We start from the raw sequence: 18,735 nt of genomic DNA, 5'->3' as shown, positions 1-18,735 counted from the left end.
GCAGTTCACAGCGACGCCACGCCCCGTCCGGGCGTGGCGTCGCAGTGCGTCCATCGCCCGGATGGCGAGTCCGTCACGTGGCTCGACCGTGGGAGGATCCGTGGCATGTTGCGTTGGTTGACCTCCGGTGAGTCCCACGGCCCGGCGCTCGTCGGCATCCTCGAAGGGCTCCCCGCGGACGTCGAGGTGCAGAGCTCCGACATCCAGGAGGCGCTCGCGCGCCGCCGCCTCGGCTACGGTCGCGGGGCCCGGATGAAGTTCGAGCAGGACGCGGTGCGGCTGCTCGGAGGTGTCCGGCACGGCCGGACGCAGGGGGGCCCGGTCGCGATCGAGATCGGGAACACGGAGTGGCCCAAGTGGGTCGACGTCATGGCGTCGGACCCGGTGGACGACGCCGACGTCCTGAACCGCGCGCGCAACGCGCCCCTCACGCGGCCGCGGCCCGGCCACGCCGACCTGGTCGGCATGCGCAAGTACGGATTCGACGACGCGCGCCCGGTGCTCGAGCGCGCGAGCGCCCGCGAGACCGCCACGCGCGTGGCCCTCGGCACGGTGGCCGCCCGGTTCCTCGAGCAGTCGGCGGGCATCCGCCTCGTCTCGCACGTCGTGTCGATCGGTCCCGTCTCCGTCCCGGAGGGCGCCGACCTGCCCACGCCCGACGACCTGGTCGCGCTCGACGCCGACCCGGTGCGCTGCTTCGACGCCGCGTCGTCGGCCGCGATGGTCGAGGAGATCGACCAGTGCCACAAGGACGGCGACACCCTCGGCGGCGTTGTCGAGGTCCTGGTCTACGGGCTGCCGTCGGGCCTCGGGTCGTACGTCCACGCGGACCGCAAGCTCGACGGCCGGCTGGCGGCCGCGCTCATGGGCATCCAGGCCATCAAGGGCGTCGAAGTGGGTGACGGCTTCCGCACCGCGGCGCGCCGAGGCTCGCAGGCGCACGACGAGATCGAGCGCGACGCGTCCGGCGTCATCGTGCGGCGCACCAACCGCGCGGGCGGCATCGAGGGCGGGATGTCGAACGGCGAGACCCTGCGGGTCCGCGCCGCGATGAAGCCCATCTCGACGGTGCCGCGTGCTCTGGACACGGTCGACACCGCCACGGGGGAGGCGACCAAGGCGCAGCACCAGCGCTCGGACGTGTGCGCGGTGCCGCCCGCCGCGGTCGTGGCCGAGGCGATGGTCGCGCTCGTGATCGCCGACGCCCTCCTCGAGAAGACCGGCGGCGACTCTGTCGCCGAGGTCCGGCGCAACCTGGACGCGTACGTCGCCTCGATCCCGGACCTGCTCGCGTGAGCGCTGTGCCCGACGGTCCGCGGATCGTGCTCGTCGGCCCGCCGGGATCGGGGAAGTCGACCGTCGGCCTCGCCCTCGGCGAGCGCTGGCAGCTCGCCGTGCGGGACACCGACGCCGACGTCGAGACGGTGGCCGGCAAGCGGATCGCCGACATCTTCGTCGAGGACGGGGAGCCGCGGTTCCGGGAGCTGGAGACCGCCGCCGTCGCTGCGGCGCTCGCCGAGCACGAGGGCGTCCTCGCCCTGGGCGGGGGAGCGGTCCTCGACCCGCGCACGCAGGACGCGCTGGACGGCTACCGGTCGGGCGGGGGAGTCGTGGTGTTCCTGGACGTCTCGCTGGCGTTCGCGGCACCCCGGGTCGGCTTCAACACCTCTCGGCCGCTGCTCCTGGGCAATCCGCGCGCACAGTGGCAGGCCCTGATGGAGGCGCGCCGCCCGGTGTACGAGGCGGTGTCGACGTTGCACGTCCTGACCGACGGCCTGCGACCCGCCGACGTGGCGGAACGGATCGAGCTCCAGCTGGCCGACCTGCGTACCGGGCAGGCGCCCCAGGCGGACGAGGAGTCCTCATGACCGAGCCCGTGACCGTGCGGGTGCACGGCGACCAGCCCTACGACGTACTGATCGGGCACCACCTCCTCGGAGCCCTGCCGGGTCTGCTCGGCACCGGCGTGCGCCGCGTGCTCGTCGTGCACCCGGCGGCCCTCGCCGCGACCGCCGACGTCATCCGTGAGGAGCTGCTCACCCACGGGTACGAGGCCCTCATCGCCGAGGTGCCGGACGCGGAAGAGGCCAAGACCGCGCAGGTCGCGGCATTCCTGTGGCAGGTGCTGGGCCAGGCGGACTTCACGCGGACCGACGCGATCGTCGCGGTCGGTGGCGGGGCGACGACGGACCTCGGCGGCTTCGTGGCGGCGACGTGGCTGCGCGGCATCCGCGTCGTCCAGGTGCCGACGACGGTGCTCGCGATGGTCGATGCGGCCGTCGGCGGCAAGACGGGGATCAACACCGCCGAGGGCAAGAACCTCGTCGGCGCGTTCCACCCGCCGGTCGGCGTCCTGTGCGACCTCGCGGCGCTCGCATCGATGCCGAAGCACGACTTCGTCGCCGGACTCGCCGAGGTCGTCAAGTGCGGGTTCATCGCCGACCCCCGGATCCTCGAGCTGGTCGAGCAGAACGTCGACCTCCTGCAGGACCCGGCGGCCGCGGCCGCGTCGCCCGTGCTGCTCGAGCTGATCGAGCGGTCGGTGCAGGTGAAGGCGGACGTCGTCGGCGAGGACCTCAAGGAGGCCGGCCTGCGCGAGATCCTCAACTACGGCCACACCTTCGGGCACGCGGTCGAGCACGTCGAGCGGTTCCAGTGGCGCCACGGTGCCGCCGTCTCGGTCGGCATGGTGTTCGTCGCCGAGCTCGCGCGGCTGGCCGGGCGCCTGTCCGACGAGGTCGTCGACCGTCACCGTTCGGTCCTGACGTCGCTCGGGCTGCCCGTGTCCTACCGCGGCGACCGGTGGGAACAGCTGATGTCCGCCATGCGCCGCGACAAGAAGACCCGGGGCGACCTGCTTCGCTTCGTGGTGCTCGAGGACATCGGCAAGCCGGTCCGTCTCGAAGGCCCCGACCCCACCCTGCTCGCCGCGGCCTACGCCGAGGTGAGCGAGGGTGCGGCCCCGCCGTCGCGCCTCGTCTCGCTCTGACGCGCGCGTGGTGCCCGGGCGTCAGGCTCCCCGTCGCCTAGGCTTCGCGGCATGGCGCGTGTGCTGGTCCTGAACGGACCCAACCTCGGTCGGCTCGGCGTCCGAGAGCCGGAGATCTACGGCTCGGACTCCCACGCCGACCTGGTCGCTGCCGTCGAGCTCTGGGCGAAGGAGCTGGACCTGGAGGTCGAGGTTCGCCAGACCGACGACGAGTCCACGCTCGTCGGCTGGTTGCACGAGGCCGTCGACGCCCGGGCGCACGTGGTGCTCAACCCCGCCGCCTTCACGCACTACTCGTACGCGTTGCGCGACTCCGCCGCGCAGGTCACCACCGCGGGCCTCGTGCTCGTCGAGGTGCACCTGTCCAACCCGTACGCACGCGAGACCTTCCGGCACGTCTCGGTGATCGGTCCCGTCGCGACCGGGACGATCGCAGGCTTCGGCCCGCTCGGGTACCGGCTGGCGCTCGAGGCGGTCGCCGCCCGCCTCTGACGGGTCGTCGGGGTGCCTGCGAGCGCAGGATAGGATGGTCGGCGGTCTGCGACCGATCACGGGTGCGCGCCTCGCGGCGTGGGTGTCCGATCGGACCGCGGAGACAGCTCCCCATCACTCGACAGGAAAGCGACGATCGTGGCGACCACCAACGACCTGAAGAACGGCACCGTGCTGAAGATCGACGGCCAGCTGTGGACCGTCATCGAGTTCCAGCACGTCAAGCCCGGCAAGGGTGGCGCCTTCGTCCGCACCAAGCTGAAGAACGTCCTGTCCGGCAAGGTCGTCGACCGCACGTTCAACGCGGGCCTGAAGGTCGAGACGGCCAACGTCGACAAGCGCGACATGCAGTACCTGTACAAGGACGGCAGCGACTTCGTGTTCATGGACACGGACACGTACGACCAGATCAACATCCCCGAGGCCACGGTGGGCGACGTCGCCAACTTCCTCCTGGAGAGCCAGAGCGCGATGGTTGCGACGAACGAGGGTGCGCCCCTGTACGTCGAGCTCCCGCCGTCGGTCGTCCTCGAGGTCACGTACACCGAGCCGGGCCTGCAGGGCGACCGCTCCTCGGCCGGCACGAAGCCCGCCACGCTCGAGACCGGCTACGAGATCCAGGTGCCGCTGTTCCTCGAGGCGAACACGAAGGTCAAGGTGGACACCCGCGACGGGAGCTACCTCGGCCGTGTGAACGACTGAGGTGGGTGCTCGAACCAAGGCACGCAAGCGCGCGCTGGACGTCCTGTTCGAGGCGGACCAGCGGGGCGTCGATCCGGTGAGCCTGCTCGCGCAGCGCATCACCGAGCCCGGCACCGAGGCGTCCCTGCCGCAGTACTCCGTCGACCTCGTTGAGGGCGTGATCGCGGAGCAGGGCCGCATCGACGAGCTGCTGGCCACGCACGCGCACGGCTGGACCGTCGACCGGATGCCCGCCGTCGACCGCGCGCTGCTGCGGATCGGCACGTGGGAGATCCTCTACAACGACGACGTCCCGGACGCGGTCGCGGTCGACGAGGCCGTCGAGCTGGCCCGGTCGCTGTCCACCGACGAGTCACCGACGTTCGTCAACGGCCTGCTCGGCCGGATCGTCGACCTGAAGCCGACTCTGCTCGCCTGACGCACGCACGACGAAGGGCCGCCCGTGGTGGGCGGCCCTTCGTCGTACCGGTCAGACGCTGCGCTGGATCGCGGCGAGCGAACCCTCGCGGGGACCCTGCGTCGGGACCGCGCGCAGCGACCGCGGCTGGGGGACCACCGGGATGGTGCCCGTGGTGGGGCGCGGACCGCGGACGGGGAGCCCGGGGGCGGCGCGGCCGAGGAAGTTGCCCTGGACGCGCGTGACGCCCATCGCGATGAGAGCCGTGAGCTGGTCGGGCGTCTCGACGCCCTCGGCGACGACGTCGAGCCCGTGCGTCTGCGCGAGCGCGACGATCGCGCGCACCACGCCCTGACCGCGCTCGGTGGACATGTCGCGGACGAAGGACCGGTCGATCTTCAGCTGGTCGACGGGCAGCCGAGCGATCCGGGCCAGCGAGCTGTAGCCGGTGCCGAAGTCGTCGACGGCGATCTGGGCGCCGCGGGCGCGGAGCTCGGACAGGACGGGGACCGCGGACGTGGTGTGGACCAGCGCGCTCTCGGTGATCTCGAGCGTCAGGTGCTCCCAGAACGCGTCGCCCCAGGCCGTCTCGATCTGCGCGAGCGCGTCGGGCTCGGCGAGCTGGCGGGCCGCGATGTTCACGGCGACGGGCATCTGGAAGCGCTCGAGCGCCTGCCGGGCCTGGCTGAGCACCGACAGGCCGATCGGCACGATGAGGCCGGTCTCCTCGGCGAGGTCGAGCCAGTCGGCCGGCAGGATCAGGTGGCCGTGGTGGTCCCAGCGGGCGAGCGCCTCGACCTGGACGATCTCGAGGGTCTGGGCGTCGACGATCGGCTGGAAGTACGCCGTGAAGTGCCCGCCGGTGACGGCAGTCTCCAGGGCGGCGCGCTGCTGGCGCTCGGCCTCGACGCGGCGGCGCAGGACCCGGTCGAAGACCCGGAAGCCCGAGTGGGTGCGCTTGGCCTCGAGCATCGCCGTGTCGGCGTGCCGGACGAGCGCGTCGGCGTCGACGATGTCGCCGGGCAACCAGGTGGCCACGCCGACCGTGAGCCGCGCGGGGCGGCTGCCCACGGTGCGGTCGAGGAAGCCCTCGCGCAGCGACCGGGCCAGGGCGACCAGGTCGACGTCGGAGGGCGCACGGGACAGGACCACGACGAACTCGTCGCCACCGAACCGGCCGACGTAGGCCTCGCGGTCGGCCATGGCGGACCGAAGGTAGTCGGCGACCCGCACGAGGAGGGCGTCGCCGCTCGCGTGCCCGAGCGCGTCGTTCACGCGCTTGAAGCCGTCGAGGTCGCAGTAGATCAGGGAGACGCGGGTGCGCTCGACGTTGGCCTGGTCGAGCACGTCGCCCAGGTGACGCTCGACCGAGCGGCGGTTGGGCAGCCGGGTCAGGGAGTCCGCGAAAGCGGTCGAGTGCAGCCGCTCGGCGAGCTGGTAGCGCTCGGCGGCCGCGGAGACGATCTGGGCCAGGTCGATCATGAACGCGCGGGCCTGCGGCGCGTGGTCGACCTTCTCGGCGCTGAACAGCTCGGTGACGAAGCGGTCGCGCGCGATGGGTCGCAGCGAGCCCTCGATGCTCGGGTCGGCCAGGACCGTGCGGGCCTCGTCGCGCGCGGTGACCAGGAGGGTGTCGGCGTCCTTGACGAACCAGGCGGCGTTCGAGAGCCGGGCGACCGCGTCGCGCATGAGGTGCTGCAGCGCGGCACTGTCCTGGGCCTCGCGGATGCGGCTGAGCGCGACGACCTCGAGCGCGACGGCGAGCGGGATCGCCCAGAGCGCCGCGAAGATCCCGCCGAGCCCGCGGTCGGGCGTGAGGACCCCGGCGGTGAAGATCGCGAGCGACTCGGCGCCGGCGAGGACGAGCAGCGACCCGAACCGCGTGAGCCGCGTGCGGCCGACGGCGAGGACCACGTAGGTGATCACCACGATCGTCGGGACGAGAAGGAGCGCCTCGCTCAGACCGACCGGGTCGAGGTTCCCTGGGAGCAGGCTGTCGGGCACCCACCAGACCATCGCCCGGATCGCGAAGAGGCCGCCCGCGGCCCACACCCACGGTCCGACCGGCGGCCCACCGGCGATCGCCCGGGTCGCGGGGATCGCGATGAGGATGAAGGCCGCGACGAGCTGCGCGTGGAGGTACACCAGGACGTCCTGGAACGCGCCCGGTGGCGTCAGGGCGAAGAGCCCTCCCACGGCGAGGACCAGGGACATGTCGAGGGACCAGGCGAACGACCACGCCGCACTCGCGGGACGTTCCCCGCGCCACCAGACCCACTGCAGCACACAGAAGCCACCCACGACCCCCGCAGCGAGAAGCTGCAGGACGGTGACCCATGTCGGTACGGAAGCCAGCACGTTTGGGACATCGTCACCCGCAAGCCCCCGGATGACGTGGCATCCGGGTGATGGGCACAGGTTTTTCACTGGAGCACATGTTCATGCACTCGATCCGGTGGCTGCCATCATGTCCCCGTGACGACGGCTCCTGACCCGGCAGTGCGCTCGAGCGAGCTGCCGCGGCGCACCATCACCTCGTACGCGCTCGGCTCGGTGGCGACCGGCGGGTTCGGCACCTTGCCCGGGCTGGTGCTCGCGTACTACCTGACCGACACCCTCGGCGTCGCGGCCGGTCTGGCCGGCCTGGTGGTGACGGTCCCGAAGCTCTGGGACGTGATCATCGACCCGTTCATCGGCGCGCGGTCGGACACGTCGGCGGCGCGGCACGGGAGCCGGCGCAGCTTTCTTCTCACCGGGGCCCTGGCGCTCCCGCTGCTCTTCGCGGCGGTGTTCGCGACGCCGCAGGCACTGGAGGGCGCCGGTGCCGCGGTCTGGGTCGTCCTGGCTTTCGTCGCCGCGGCCACCGCGTTCTCGATCTTCCAGGTGCCGTACATCGCGCTGCCCGCCGAGATCGCCCCGGACTACGCCTCGCGCACCCGGCTCCTGGCCCCCCGGATCGCCGTCCTCGCGGTCGCGATCCTCGCGTTCGGGGCCGGCGGACCCCTCGTGCGGGACGCGGCGGGCGGCGGGCGCGCCGGCTACGTCGTGATGGGTCTGGTCGGCGGCGTCACCATCGGGCTCGGCATGCTGGCCGCCTGGTGGGGAGCGCCGCGCAAGGCACAGGTCGCCGCCGAGACGCCCGTCTCGGTCCGTCCGCACGCGCGGGGTGACGCGCTGCGGCTCGGCCTGGCGGCCCTGCGGGAGATCCCGGCGTTCCGTCGCCTGCTCGGCGCCTTCCTGCTGCAGGCGCTCGCCACCGGCGCGATGCTGGCCGGCGCGCAGTACGTCGCCACCTACACGCTGGGCGACGAGAACGCCGTGACGTTCCTGTTCGTCGCGCTCGTCGCGCCGGCCTTGCTGGTCATGCCGGTGGGGACGAGGCTGGCCCGGCGGTTCGGCAAGCGGCGGTCGTACGTCGGTGCCTCCGTCCTGTTCAGCCTGGCGGCGCTCTCGCTGGTCCCGATGCGGTGGGCGCCCGGCGGGTGGGTGTACGCGTCGGTGGCGCTGGCCGGTGTCGCGTACGCGGGGATGCAGCTCTACCCGCTCGCGATGCTGCCCGACGTGGTCGCCGTGGACGCGAGGGACCGCGGCGAGGACCGCGCCGGCGTGCTCGGCGGCGTGTGGACGGCGGGGGAGACGGCCGGGCTGGCACTCGGTCCCACGCTCGTGCTCGGCATGCTGGCCCTCACGGGCTTCGTCTCCAAGACGGCCGACGAGACCGTCGCGCAGCCCGGGTCGGCACTCACCGGGATCTCGCTCGCGTTCTCGCTGCTTCCGGCCGCGCTGGCGCTGCTGAGCCTGCTGCCGCTGTCCCGCTACCCGTTGTCGGCGGACGTCGTCGACCGCACCACCCCGCAGGAGGTCCACCCGTGAACCGTCGAACCGGCCGCCCGTCGGACGAGGTCCTGGCCGACCTGGCGTCGTGGCGTGCGGGCGACCCACCGACCCACGGCGGACGGATCCTGTCCTACGTCTACGACCCCGGACGTCCGGACCTCGACGAGGTCGCCGCCGAGGCCGTCCGCATGTTCCTGCCGGTCAACGGCCTGGACCCGACCACGTTCACGTCGGTGGCCGCGCTCGAGAGCCGCATCGTCGCGTTCGCCCGGGACGTCCTGCACGGCGACGACGGCACCGTCGGGTCGGTCACGTCGGGCGGCACCGAGTCCTGCATGCTCGCGGTCAAGTCCGCCCGGGACCTGTGGCGCGCGACGAACGGTGCGCAGGCGCGGCCGACGCTGGTCCTGCCGACCACGGCCCACCCCGCGTTCCACAAGGCCGCGGCGTACCTCGACCTCGACGTCCTCGCGGTCCCCGTCGACCCGGCGACCGGCGCACCGGCTGCCGCGGACGTGCTCGCGCGGGTCGACGAGCGGACCGCGCTGGTCGTGGTCAGCGCGCCGAGCTACCCCTTCGGCGTGATCGACCCCGTCGCCGAGGTCGCGGGCGCCGCGGGCGTCCCCGTGCACGTCGACGCGTGCATCGGTGGCTGGGTCCTGCCGTGGTGGGGCGGGATCGAGGAGCCGTGGGACCTGACGGTCCCCGGCGTCACCTCGATCTCGGCGGACCTGCACAAGTTCGGCTTCGCCCCCAAAGGCGCGTCGGTCGTGCTCTACCGCTCGCGCGAGCAGCACCGCGCCCAGTACTTCGCGACGACGGCCTGGCCGGGCTACCCGGTGGTGAACCCGACGATGCTCGGGTCGCGGGGCGTCGGGTCGATGGCGGCCGCGTGGGCGGTCCTGCAGGTGCTCGGCACGGACGGTCTCGGCGAGCTCGTCGCGGCAACCCGGTCGGCCACCGATGTGCTGGTCGCGGCGGTGGCGGGGATCGACGGGCTTCGCGTCGTCGGCGACCCGACCGGCCCGCTGGTCGCGGTCGCCACCGACGAGACGGCAGACGCGGGCGACCGGGTGGACCCGTTCCTGCTGATCGACGCGGTCCGCCGCCGGGGGTTCCTGCTGCAGGCCCAGCCGGCGATGGTCCAGCCGGACGGGTCGGTGCTGCCGCGCACCGCGCACCTGACCGTGACGCCCGTGACGCAGCGCGTCGTCGAGGAGCTCGTCGCGGCCCTGGTCGCGGCGGCCGACGAGGTCCGGGGGCGTGCGCCCGCCGCGCCGGACCCGTCCTTGGCGGCCACCGTCCTGAGCGAGGGCCTTCCCGACGACCTCGCCGTCGTCATGGCGACGCTCGAGGCGCTGCCCGCCGAGCTGGTGCGGCCGCTGCTCGTGGAGGTGCTCGCCGCCACAGTCGACCCGGCTCAGGAGGGACGTTCCGGGCGGTAGGGTGAGTCGTCGACAGACATTCCTTTAAGACCCGTCCTGTGAGGCGGGGAAGGAGCTGCTGCATGAGCCCTGCTGTGCCTTCCGAGAAGGACACGACCACCCCCGACGACGACGCGGGCAACGTGGTCCTCGGCGCACCGGAGATCGCCCGGGCGCTGACGCGCATCGCGCACGAGATCCTCGAACGCAACAAGGGTGGCTCCGACGTCATCCTGCTCGGCATCCCCACCCGCGGCCTGCCGCTCGCGCGCCGTCTGGCCGAGCGCCTGGAGGCGGTGGAGCCCGGCCTCGACGCCTCCCGCCTGGTCGGCAGCCTCGACGTCACGATGTACCGGGACGACCTCGCGCACCACCCGACCCGGACCATCGGCGAGACCGACATCCCGGGCGGCGGGCTGGACGGCAAGGTCGTGGTCCTCGTCGACGACGTCCTCTACTCCGGCCGCACCATCCGCGCGGCCCTCGACGCGATCAGCGACCTCGGTCGCCCGCGTGCGGTCCAGCTGGCGGCGCTCGTCGACCGCGGCCACCGCGAGCTGCCGATCCGCGCGGACTACGTCGGCAAGAACCTGCCGACCTCCACCACCGAACGGGTGCGTGTCCTGCTGCAGGAGAGCGACGGCCGCGACGCCGTGCTCATCGAAGGAGGGGTGCGATGAAGCACCTGCTGTCCACGGCCGACCTGAGCCTCGCCGACGCCGTCCGGATCCTCGACACCGCCGGCTCGATGGCCGCGACGCAGGGCCGGGAGATCAAGAAGCTGCCCACCCTGCGCGGCCGCACCGTGGTGAACCTCTTCTTCGAGGACTCCACCCGCACACGCATCTCGTTCGAGACCGCCGCCAAGCGCCTCTCGGCCGACGTCATCAACTTCTCGGCCAAGGGGTCGAGCGTCTCCAAGGGCGAGTCCCTCAAGGACACCGCGCTGACGCTGCAGGCCATGGGCGCCGACGCGGTCGTGATCCGGCACCACGCGTCGGGCGCGCCGCACACGCTCGCCACCAGCGGGTGGACGAACGGCGCCGTCATCAACGCCGGCGACGGGATGCACCAGCACCCGACGCAGGCGCTGCTCGACGCCTACACGCTGCGCCGCCACCTGATGGGCCCGGGCGACGTCACGGGCCGGGACCTGGCCGGGCTGCGCGTCGCGATCGTGGGCGACGTGCTGCACAGCCGGGTGGCGCGGTCGAACGTCCAGCTCCTGCACACGCTCGGAGCCGAGGTCACGCTCGTGGCCCCGCCGACGCTGGTGCCGGTGGGGGTCGAGGCGTGGCCCGCCAAGGTCTCGTACCACCTCGACGAGGTCATCGCCGACGACAAGCCCGACGCCGTGATGATGCTGCGCGTCCAGCGCGAGCGGATGTCGAGCGCGGGCGGCGGCTTCTTCCCGAGCCCGCTGGAGTACACCCGGCGGTACGGGCTCGACGCCCGCCGGCTCGACGCGCTGTCCGACCACGCGATCGTCCTGCACCCCGGTCCGATGAACCGCGGCCTGGAGATCTCCGCCGACGCGGCCGACTCGCCGCGCGCGGTGATCGTGGAGCAGGTGGCCAACGGCGTCGCGGTGCGGATGGCCGTCCTTTACCTCCTGCTGGCGGGTGGCGACACCACCCCCACGCGCACGACGAACGACGAAGCGAAGGTGAACGCGTGAGGACCTACCTGCTGCGTGACGTCAGCCCCCTGGGCGACGGCACGACCGACGTGCTGCTCGCCGACGGGGTCATCGCCGCGATCGGCGCGGACGCCGAGGCGCAGGCGGGTGACAACCCGGTGATCATCGACGGCAGCGGCCTGGTCCTCCTGCCCGGCCTGGTCGACCTGCACACGCACCTGCGCGAGCCCGGCCGAGAGGACGCCGAGACCGTCCGCAGCGGCACGCGAGCCGCCGCGATGGGCGGCTTCACGGCCGTGCACGCGATGGCCAACACCTCCCCGACGCAGGACACCGCGGGGGTCGTCGAGCAGGTCTGGCGGCTCGGCCGCGACGCCGGCTGGGTCGACGTGCGCCCGGTCGGCGCGGTGACGGTCGGCCTCGACGGCGAGCGCCTGGCCGAGCTGGGCGCCATGGCGGAGTCGGCGGCGCAGGTCCGGGTGTTCTCCGACGACGGCAAGTGCGTGCACGACCCCGTCCTGATGCGCCGCGCGCTGGAGTACGTCAAGGCGTTCGACGGTGTCATCGCGCAGCATGCGCAGGAGCCGCGGCTGACCGAGGGTGCCCAGATGCACGAGGGCGTCGTGTCCGCCGAGCTCGGGCTGCCGGGCTGGCCCGCGGTGGCGGAGGAGGCGATCATCGCCCGCGACGTGCTGCTCGCCGAGCACGTCGGGTCGCGGCTGCACGTGTGCCACCTGTCCACCGCCGGGTCCGTCGAGATCATCCGCTGGGCCAAGTCGCGGGGGATCGACGTGACCGCCGAGGTCACGCCGCACCACCTGATCCTCACGGACGAGCTCGCCCGCGGCTACGACCCGGTGTTCAAGGTCAACCCGCCGCTGCGGACGCAGCGGGACGTCGAGGCGGTCCGCGAGGGTCTCGCCGACGGCACGATCGACATCGTCGCCACCGACCACGCGCCCCACACGCGCGAGGACAAGGACTGCGAGTGGGGTGCGGCCGCGTTCGGCATGACCGGCCTCGAGACCGCGCTCTCGGTCGTGCAGGAGACGATGGTCGACACCGGCCGCCTGACCTGGGCGGACGTCGCGCGCGTGATGTCGACGACGCCCGCGCAGATCGGCCGCGTCAGCGACCACGGCCGCCCGATCGCGGTGGGGGAGCCCGCCAACCTCGTCCTGGTCGACCCGGGCATCCGCCGGATCGTCGTGCCGGAGGAGCAGGCGACGAAGAGCACGAACTCGCCGTTCCGCGGCCGGGAGCTGTCCGGCTGCGTCATCGCGACGTGGCTGCGCGGCCGCGCGACCGTGATGGACGGGTCGGCGTGCGACGAGTCGGTGGTGGTGAGCTCTTGAGGAATGCGACCCTCGCGGTGATCATCCTGATCGGGATGGTCATCGTCGCCCTCCTGATCATGCGCGCCGGGTGGAACGCGCGAGCCCGGAGGACCGCCGAGTTCGTCCCCACGCTCCCGGTCGCCCCGGTGTCGCTGGGCAGGTCCCTGTTCGGACCGGTCGCGATGACCTACGTCTCGACGACGCGCGCGGGCGACTGGCTCGAACGGATCACCGCGAACGGCCTCGGGGTGCGCAGCCGCGCGCAGGTCGAGGTGTTCGACGCCGGGGTCCAGATCGTTCGTACAGGTGCGCCCGACCTGTTCGTACCGACCTCGGCGCTCCGCGACGTCACCGTCGGCCCGGGCATCGCCGGCAAAGTCGTGGGCGGCGACGGCATCGTCGTGCTCACCTGGCAGGCCACCCCCGACGACCCCCGCGGCGTGGACACCGGTCTGCGCCCCCGCCACACGTCCGACCGCGAACCGCTCGTCGACGCGATCGCCCCGCTCATTCGTCTGACCCCGGGCGCCCCGGCCCCCGCGCAGGAGGAGAACTCATGACCACAGCCGTGCTCGTGCTCGAGGACGGCCGGACCTTCACCGGCCGCACCTACGGCGCAGAAGGCTCGACCCTCGGCGAGATCGTCTTCAACACCGGGATGACCGGGTACCAGGAGACGCTCACCGACCCGTCGTACCACCGGCAGATCGTCGTCATGACGGCGCCGCACATCGGCAACACCGGCGTGAACGACGAGGACGCGGAGTCCGCCCGGATCTGGGTGGCCGGGTACGTGGTGCGCGACCCCGCCCGCCGGGCGTCGAACTGGCGCTCCGTGCGCACGCTCGACGACGACCTGGTGGCCCAGGGCATCGTCGGCATCAGCGAGATCGACACCCGCGCCCTGACGCGCCACCTGCGCGAGCGCGGGGTGATGCGGGCGGGGATCTTCTCCGGCGCGGCACTCACCGGCGCGGACGGCGACCGCCGCCCCGACGACGAGCTCCTCGAGGAGGTGCGCAGCGCGCCCGCGATGGCCGGCGCCGACCTGGCCGGGGAGGTCTCGACGGACGTCGCGTACGTGGTCGAGGCGCTCGGCCCCGACGGTGAACCGCTCGAGACGCCCGTCGCCACGGTCGCGGCCGTCGACCTGGGCATCAAGGCGATGACCCCGCAGCGGCTCGCCGAGCGCGGCATCCGGGTGCACGTGCTCCCGTCGAGCGCGACGTATGCCGACGTCGTCGCCACCGAGCCGGACGGCGTCTTCTTCTCGAACGGTCCGGGCGACCCCGGTGCGGCCACGCACGAGGTCGAGCTGCTGCGCGAGGTGCTCGACAACAGGATCCCGTTCTTCGGCATCTGCTACGGCAACCAGATCCTCGGCCGGGCGCTCGGATACGGCACCTACAAGCTGGGCTACGGCCACCGCGGCGTGAACCAGCCGGTCATGGACCGCCTCACCGGCAAGGTCGAGATCACGGCGCACAACCACGGGTTCGCCGTGGACGCCCCGCTCGACGGCGAGTCCGTCGCGCCGCACGACGGCGGCCGCTACGGCCGGGTCGTGGTCAGCCACGTCGACCTGAACGACGACGTCGTCGAGGGCCTTCGGGCGCTCGACCTGCCCGCGTTCTCGGTGCAGTACCACCCGGAGGCCGCGGCCGGTCCGCACGACGCCGCCTACCTCTTCGACCGCTTCCTCGAACTCATGACCAACGAGAAGGGTGCCGCCTGATGCCCCGGCGCACAGACATCAGCAGCGTCCTCGTCATCGGGTCCGGCCCGATCGTCATCGGCCAGGCCTGCGAGTTCGACTACTCCGGCACGCAGGCCTGCCGCGTGCTCAAGGAGGAGGGCCTGCGGGTCATCCTGGTCAACTCCAACCCGGCGACGATCATGACGGACCCGGAGTTCGCCGACGCCACGTACGTCGAGCCGATCACCACCGAGGTCCTCACGACGATCATCGCCAAGGAGCGACCCGACGCGATCCTGCCGACGCTGGGCGGTCAGACGGCGCTCAACGCGGCGATCGCCCTCGACGAGGCCGGCGTGCTGGAGAAGTACGACGTCGAGCTCATCGGCGCCAACATCGCGTCCATCCAGAAGGGCGAGGACCGCGAGCAGTTCAAGGAGGTCGTGGCGGTCTGCGGCGCCGAGAGCGCGCGCTCCGCGATCATCCACACCATCGAGGACGCGCTCGCCGCGGTCGAGGACCTGGGCTACCCGGTCGTCGTGCGGCCGTCGTTCACCATGGGCGGCCTGGGTTCGGGCATCGCCTATGACGAGACCGACCTGCGCCGCATCGTCGGCCAGGGCCTGCACTACTCGCCGACCACCGAGGTGCTCCTGGAGGAGTCCATCCTCGGCTGGAAGGAGTACGAGCTCGAGCTGATGCGCGACAAGCACGACAACGTCGTGGTCGTCTGCTCCATCGAGAACGTCGACCCGGTCGGGGTGCACACCGGCGACTCGGTCACCGTGGCGCCCGCCCTCACGCTCACCGACCGCGAGTACCAGCGCCTGCGCGACATCGGCATCGCGGTCATCCGCGAGGTCGGCGTCGACACGGGCGGCTGCAACATCCAGTTCGCGATCGAGCCCTCCACCGGTCGCGTCGTCGTGATCGAGATGAACCCGCGCGTCTCGCGGTCGAGCGCCCTGGCGTCCAAGGCGACGGGCTTCCCGATCGCCAAGATCGCCGCCAAGCTCGCGGTCGGCTACACGCTCGACGAGATCCCCAACGACATCACGGGCGGCTCGACCCCCGCGTCGTTCGAGCCCACGCTCGACTACGTCGTCGTGAAGGTCCCGCGGTTCGCGTTCGAGAAGTTCCCGGCGGCCGACGACACCCTGACGACGACCATGAAGTCCGTCGGCGAGGCCATGGCCCTCGGCCGCAACTTCACCGAGGCGCTCGGCAAGGCGATGCGGTCGCTCGACAAGAAGGGCTCGGTGTTCCACTGGGCCGGCGACGCCCTGACCGGCGACGCCCTCGACGCGCTGACCGCGACGATCTCGCGTCCGACCGAGCACCGCCTGGTCGACGTGCAGCAGGTGCTCCGTGCCGGCGTCTCGCTGGAGACGGTCTACGAGCTCACGGGCATCGACCCCTGGTACATCGACCAGATCCAGCTCATCAACCAGGTCGCCGCGCAGACCGCGGCCGCGTCCGCGCTGACCCGCGACGTGCTGCTGCACGCCAAGCGGCACGGCCTGTCCGACGCCCAGATCGCGACCCTGCGCCGCACGTCCGAGGACGCGGTCCGCGGTGCCCGGCACGCGGTCGGCCTGCGGCCGGTGTTCAAGACGGTGGACACGTGCGCGGCGGAGTTCGCCGCGAGCACGCCGTACCACTACTCGACCTACGACGAGGAGACGGAGGTCGCCCCGCGCACGCGCCCGGCGATCCTGATCCTGGGATCGGGCCCGAACCGGATCGGCCAGGGCATCGAGTTCGACTACTCGTGCGTGCACGCCGCGCTGGCGCTCAAGGACGAGTTCGAGACCGTCATGGTCAACTGCAACCCCGAGACCGTCTCCACCGACTACGACACCTCGGACCGGCTGTACTTCGAGCCGCTGACCTTCGAGGACGTGCTCGAGGTCTACCACGCCGAGCTCGCGGCGGGTCCGGTCGAGGGCCTCATCGTCACGCTCGGCGGCCAGACCCCGCTCTCGCTCGCGCAGCGGCTCGCGGACGCCGGCCTGCCGATCCTCGGCACGTCCCCGGCCGCGATCGACGCCGCCGAGGACCGCGGCGAGTTCGGCAAGGTGCTCGAGGCGGCGGGGCTCCCGGCGCCGGCGTTCGGCACGGCCACGACGCTCGCCGGCGCGCGCGACACCGCCCGCCGGATCGGCTTCCCGGTGCTCGTCCGGCCGTCGTACGTGCTCGGCGGCCGCGGCATGGAGATCGTCTACAGCGAGCCGCAGCTCGACGAGTACGTCAAGCGGGCCCTGGAGAACGCCGCTGACGGTGGCCGCGCGGGCACGCTGCCGCCGCTGCTCATCGACCGCTTCCTCGACGACGCGATCGAGATCGACGTCGACGCGCTCTTCGACGGCACCGAGATGTTCCTCGGGGGAGTCATGGAGCACATCGAGGAGGCCGGCATCCACTCCGGCGACTCGGCGTGCACCCTGCCGCCCGTCACGCTCTCCAAGAGCGAGCTGGAGCGCATCCGCCTGTCCACCGAGGCGATCGCCCGCGGCGTGGGCGTGCACGGGCTGCTGAACATCCAGTTCGCGCTCGTCTCCGACGTGCTCTACGTCCTGGAGGCCAACCCCCGGGCGTCGCGCACCGTGCCGTTCGTCTCCAAGGCCACGGGCGTCTCCCTGGCCAAGGCCGCGGCGCTGGTCATGGCCGGCCACTCGATCGCGGACCTGCGCGCCCGCGGCATCCTGCCCGTCGACGACGCCAGCGTGCTCGACCTCGGGTCGCCGGTCGCCGTCAAGGAGGCCGTGCTGCCGTTCAAGCGGTTCCGCACGAAGGAGGGCGTCGTGGTGGACACGGTGCTCGGCCCGGAGATGCGCTCGACCGGTGAGGTGATGGGCTTCGACGTCGACTTCCCGACCGCGTTCGCCAAGTCGCAGGAGGCCGCGTTCGGCGGTCTGCCCAGCGGCGGGCGCGCGTTCATCTCGGTGGCCGACCGCGACAAGCGCTCGATCGTCTTCCCGGTCAAGCGCCTCGCCGAGCTCGGCTTCGAGATCCTCGCGACCGAGGGCACCGCCGCCGTCCTGCACCGCAGCGGCATCGCCTCGCGGGTGGTGCGCAAGTACTCCTCGGGCCGGGGCAGCGACGGCGAGCCGACGATCGTCGACCTGATCACCGCCGGCGAGGTCGACATCGTCGTGAACACCCCCTCGGGCCAGGGCGCGCGCGCCGACGGCTACGAGATCCGGGCCGCGACGACGGCGGCCGACAAGGCCATGGTCACGACCGTGCAGCAGCTCGGTGCGGCCGTGCAGGCTATCGAGGCGGCCCAGGCCGGGCCGTTCCAGGTCACCAGCCTGCAGGAGCACGACGCGGCCGCCCTGGTGCGTCGCGAGGCGCGGGCGGCGGCGCGGGCCTCATGAGGGCGTTCGGGCAGCGGCTCGCGGCCGCGATGGACGAGCACGGACCGCTCTGCGTGGGCATCGACCCGCACCCGGGCCTGCTCGACGACTGGGGCCTCGCCGACGACGTCGAGGGGCTGCGCCGGTTCGCGCTGACCGTCCTGGAGGCGGTCGGCGGGCACGTCGCCGCCGTGAAGCCCCAGGCGGCGTTCTTCGAGCGGCACGGGTCCCGCGGCGTCGCGGTGCTCGAGGAGGTGGTCGCGGCCGGCCGGGACACCGGCACGCTCGTGATCGTCGACGCCAAGCGCGGCGACATCGGCTCGACCATGGCCGCGTACGCCGACGCGTTCCTGCGCGACGGCTCGCCGCTGGCCGGCGACGCGCTCACGGTCTCGCCGTACCTGGGCTTCGGGTCGCTCGACCCGGCGGTCGACCTGGCGCTGGCGTCGGGCCGCGGCCTGTTCGTCCTGTGCCTGACGTCGAACAAGGAGGGCCACGAGGTCCAGCACGCCCGCACGGCGGACGGGGTGAGCATCGCGGCCCTCGTGGCGGCGCGCGCCGCGGCCCTGAACGCGGACGCGAGCCCGCTCGGCTCGATCGGTCTGGTCGTCGGCGCGACGGTCGGCGACGCGGCCGAGCGCACGGGCGTCGACCTCGCCGCAGTCAACGGACCGCTGCTCGCTCCCGGGGTCGGCGCACAGGGCGCCGGCCCGCGAGAGCTGGCGCAGGTGTTCGGTTCCGCACGGCGGCAGGTGCTCGCCTCGTCGTCGCGCGGTGTCCTGGCAGCCGGCCCTGCGGTCGTCGCTCTCCGGGCGGCCGCTCGTGAGGCGTCCGACGATGCCGGCGCCGCGCTGCGCGACTGA

General features: G+C 72.7%; 16 protein-coding genes. 15 read left to right on the top strand and 1 reads right to left on the bottom strand.

Annotated features, from left to right (window positions below):
* The first annotated feature begins 105 nt into the window (after window positions 1-105).
* The 6 genes from aroC (at window position 106) to nusB (ending at window position 4,601) form a co-directional block, all read left to right on the top strand.
* Window positions 106-1,296: a chorismate synthase gene (aroC, locus tag AC1DUE_RS10880; RefSeq protein WP_477039428.1), complete on the top strand. Its 1,191-nt coding sequence runs from the start codon at window positions 106-108 to the stop codon at window positions 1,294-1,296.
* The gene (locus AC1DUE_RS10875) at window positions 1,293-1,868 is read left to right on the top strand and encodes a shikimate kinase (RefSeq protein ID WP_477039427.1); all 576 of its coding nucleotides are present in this window, start codon (window positions 1,293-1,295) and stop codon (window positions 1,866-1,868) included. The genes aroC and AC1DUE_RS10875 overlap by 4 nt, the downstream gene beginning before the upstream one ends.
* Window positions 1,865-2,989, top strand: a complete 1,125-nt coding sequence (aroB, locus tag AC1DUE_RS10870; protein ID WP_477039426.1) for a 3-dehydroquinate synthase — start codon at window positions 1,865-1,867, stop codon at window positions 2,987-2,989. The genes AC1DUE_RS10875 and aroB overlap by 4 nt, the downstream gene beginning before the upstream one ends.
* 51 nt (window positions 2,990-3,040) lie before the next feature.
* A complete protein-coding gene (gene aroQ, locus AC1DUE_RS10865) occupies window positions 3,041-3,481 on the top strand; it encodes a type II 3-dehydroquinate dehydratase (protein WP_477039425.1) in 441 nt (146 codons plus the stop codon).
* A gap of 138 nt (window positions 3,482-3,619) precedes the next feature.
* The gene (efp, locus tag AC1DUE_RS10860; RefSeq protein WP_477039424.1) at window positions 3,620-4,183 is read left to right on the top strand and encodes an elongation factor P; all 564 of its coding nucleotides are present in this window, start codon (window positions 3,620-3,622) and stop codon (window positions 4,181-4,183) included.
* A 1-nt stretch (window position 4,184) separates the two neighbouring features.
* Entirely contained in the window at window positions 4,185-4,601 is a 417-nt protein-coding gene (nusB, locus tag AC1DUE_RS10855; RefSeq protein ID WP_477039423.1) for a transcription antitermination factor NusB, read from the top strand.
* A 51-nt stretch (window positions 4,602-4,652) separates the two neighbouring features.
* Here nusB and AC1DUE_RS10850 read toward each other — a convergent pair whose 3' ends face one another.
* Window positions 4,653-6,866, bottom strand: coding sequence for a putative bifunctional diguanylate cyclase/phosphodiesterase (locus AC1DUE_RS10850; RefSeq protein WP_477039422.1), 2,214 nt, complete (start codon window positions 6,864-6,866; stop codon window positions 4,653-4,655).
* A 189-nt stretch (window positions 6,867-7,055) separates the two neighbouring features.
* Here AC1DUE_RS10850 and AC1DUE_RS10845 point away from each other — a divergent pair, with 189 nt between their 5' ends.
* The 9 genes from AC1DUE_RS10845 (at window position 7,056) to pyrF (ending at window position 18,735) form a co-directional block, all read left to right on the top strand.
* Entirely contained in the window at window positions 7,056-8,453 is a 1,398-nt protein-coding gene (locus AC1DUE_RS10845; protein WP_477039421.1) for an MFS transporter, read from the top strand.
* Window positions 8,450-9,862, top strand: coding sequence for a pyridoxal phosphate-dependent decarboxylase family protein (locus tag AC1DUE_RS10840; protein ID WP_477039420.1), 1,413 nt, complete (start codon window positions 8,450-8,452; stop codon window positions 9,860-9,862). The genes AC1DUE_RS10845 and AC1DUE_RS10840 overlap by 4 nt, the downstream gene beginning before the upstream one ends.
* Before the next feature lie 62 nt (window positions 9,863-9,924).
* On the top strand, window positions 9,925-10,521 hold the full coding sequence (gene pyrR / locus AC1DUE_RS10835; RefSeq protein ID WP_477039419.1) for a bifunctional pyr operon transcriptional regulator/uracil phosphoribosyltransferase PyrR: 597 nt from the start codon (window positions 9,925-9,927) through the stop codon (window positions 10,519-10,521).
* Complete coding sequence (locus AC1DUE_RS10830) at window positions 10,518-11,519, top strand: aspartate carbamoyltransferase catalytic subunit (protein ID WP_477039418.1); 1,002 nt, start codon at window positions 10,518-10,520, stop codon at window positions 11,517-11,519. Before pyrR ends, AC1DUE_RS10830 begins: the two co-directional genes overlap by 4 nt.
* The gene (locus tag AC1DUE_RS10825; RefSeq protein WP_477039417.1) at window positions 11,516-12,835 is read left to right on the top strand and encodes a dihydroorotase; all 1,320 of its coding nucleotides are present in this window, start codon (window positions 11,516-11,518) and stop codon (window positions 12,833-12,835) included. Before AC1DUE_RS10830 ends, AC1DUE_RS10825 begins: the two co-directional genes overlap by 4 nt.
* A complete protein-coding gene (locus AC1DUE_RS10820) occupies window positions 12,832-13,377 on the top strand; it encodes a PH-like domain-containing protein (protein WP_477039416.1) in 546 nt (181 codons plus the stop codon). Before AC1DUE_RS10825 ends, AC1DUE_RS10820 begins: the two co-directional genes overlap by 4 nt.
* Window positions 13,374-14,552 carry a glutamine-hydrolyzing carbamoyl-phosphate synthase small subunit gene (carA, locus tag AC1DUE_RS10815; RefSeq protein ID WP_477039415.1) on the top strand — a complete coding sequence of 393 codons (1,179 nt, stop codon included), beginning with the start codon at window positions 13,374-13,376 and terminating at the stop codon, window positions 14,550-14,552. The genes AC1DUE_RS10820 and carA overlap by 4 nt, the downstream gene beginning before the upstream one ends.
* Window positions 14,552-17,893 carry a carbamoyl-phosphate synthase large subunit gene (gene carB, locus AC1DUE_RS10810; protein WP_477039414.1) on the top strand — a complete coding sequence of 1,114 codons (3,342 nt, stop codon included), beginning with the start codon at window positions 14,552-14,554 and terminating at the stop codon, window positions 17,891-17,893. Before carA ends, carB begins: the two co-directional genes overlap by 1 nt.
* A complete protein-coding gene (gene pyrF / locus AC1DUE_RS10805) occupies window positions 17,890-18,735 on the top strand; it encodes an orotidine-5'-phosphate decarboxylase (RefSeq protein WP_477039413.1) in 846 nt (281 codons plus the stop codon). The genes carB and pyrF overlap by 4 nt, the downstream gene beginning before the upstream one ends.

The sequence above is a fragment of the Cellulomonas sp. P4_A2 genome, from assembly GCF_056402515.1.
The sequence above is the reverse complement of the archived record's forward strand: the minus strand, read 5'-3'. Positions and strand labels throughout refer to the sequence as shown.

Coding starts and splice junctions, on each gene's coding strand:
- pyrR (WP_477039419.1), top strand. CDS start 9,925: ATGAGCCCTGCTGTGCCTTCCGAGAAGGACACGACCACCCCCGACGAC.
- aroB (WP_477039426.1), top strand. CDS start 1,865: ATGACCGAGCCCGTGACCGTGCGGGTGCACGGCGACCAGCCCTACGAC.
- pyrF (WP_477039413.1), top strand. CDS start 17,890: ATGAGGGCGTTCGGGCAGCGGCTCGCGGCCGCGATGGACGAGCACGGA.
- aroQ (WP_477039425.1), top strand. CDS start 3,041: ATGGCGCGTGTGCTGGTCCTGAACGGACCCAACCTCGGTCGGCTCGGC.
- AC1DUE_RS10830 (WP_477039418.1), top strand. CDS start 10,518: ATGAAGCACCTGCTGTCCACGGCCGACCTGAGCCTCGCCGACGCCGTC.
- carA (WP_477039415.1), top strand. CDS start 13,374: ATGACCACAGCCGTGCTCGTGCTCGAGGACGGCCGGACCTTCACCGGC.
- carB (WP_477039414.1), top strand. CDS start 14,552: ATGCCCCGGCGCACAGACATCAGCAGCGTCCTCGTCATCGGGTCCGGC.
- aroC (WP_477039428.1), top strand. CDS start 106: ATGTTGCGTTGGTTGACCTCCGGTGAGTCCCACGGCCCGGCGCTCGTC.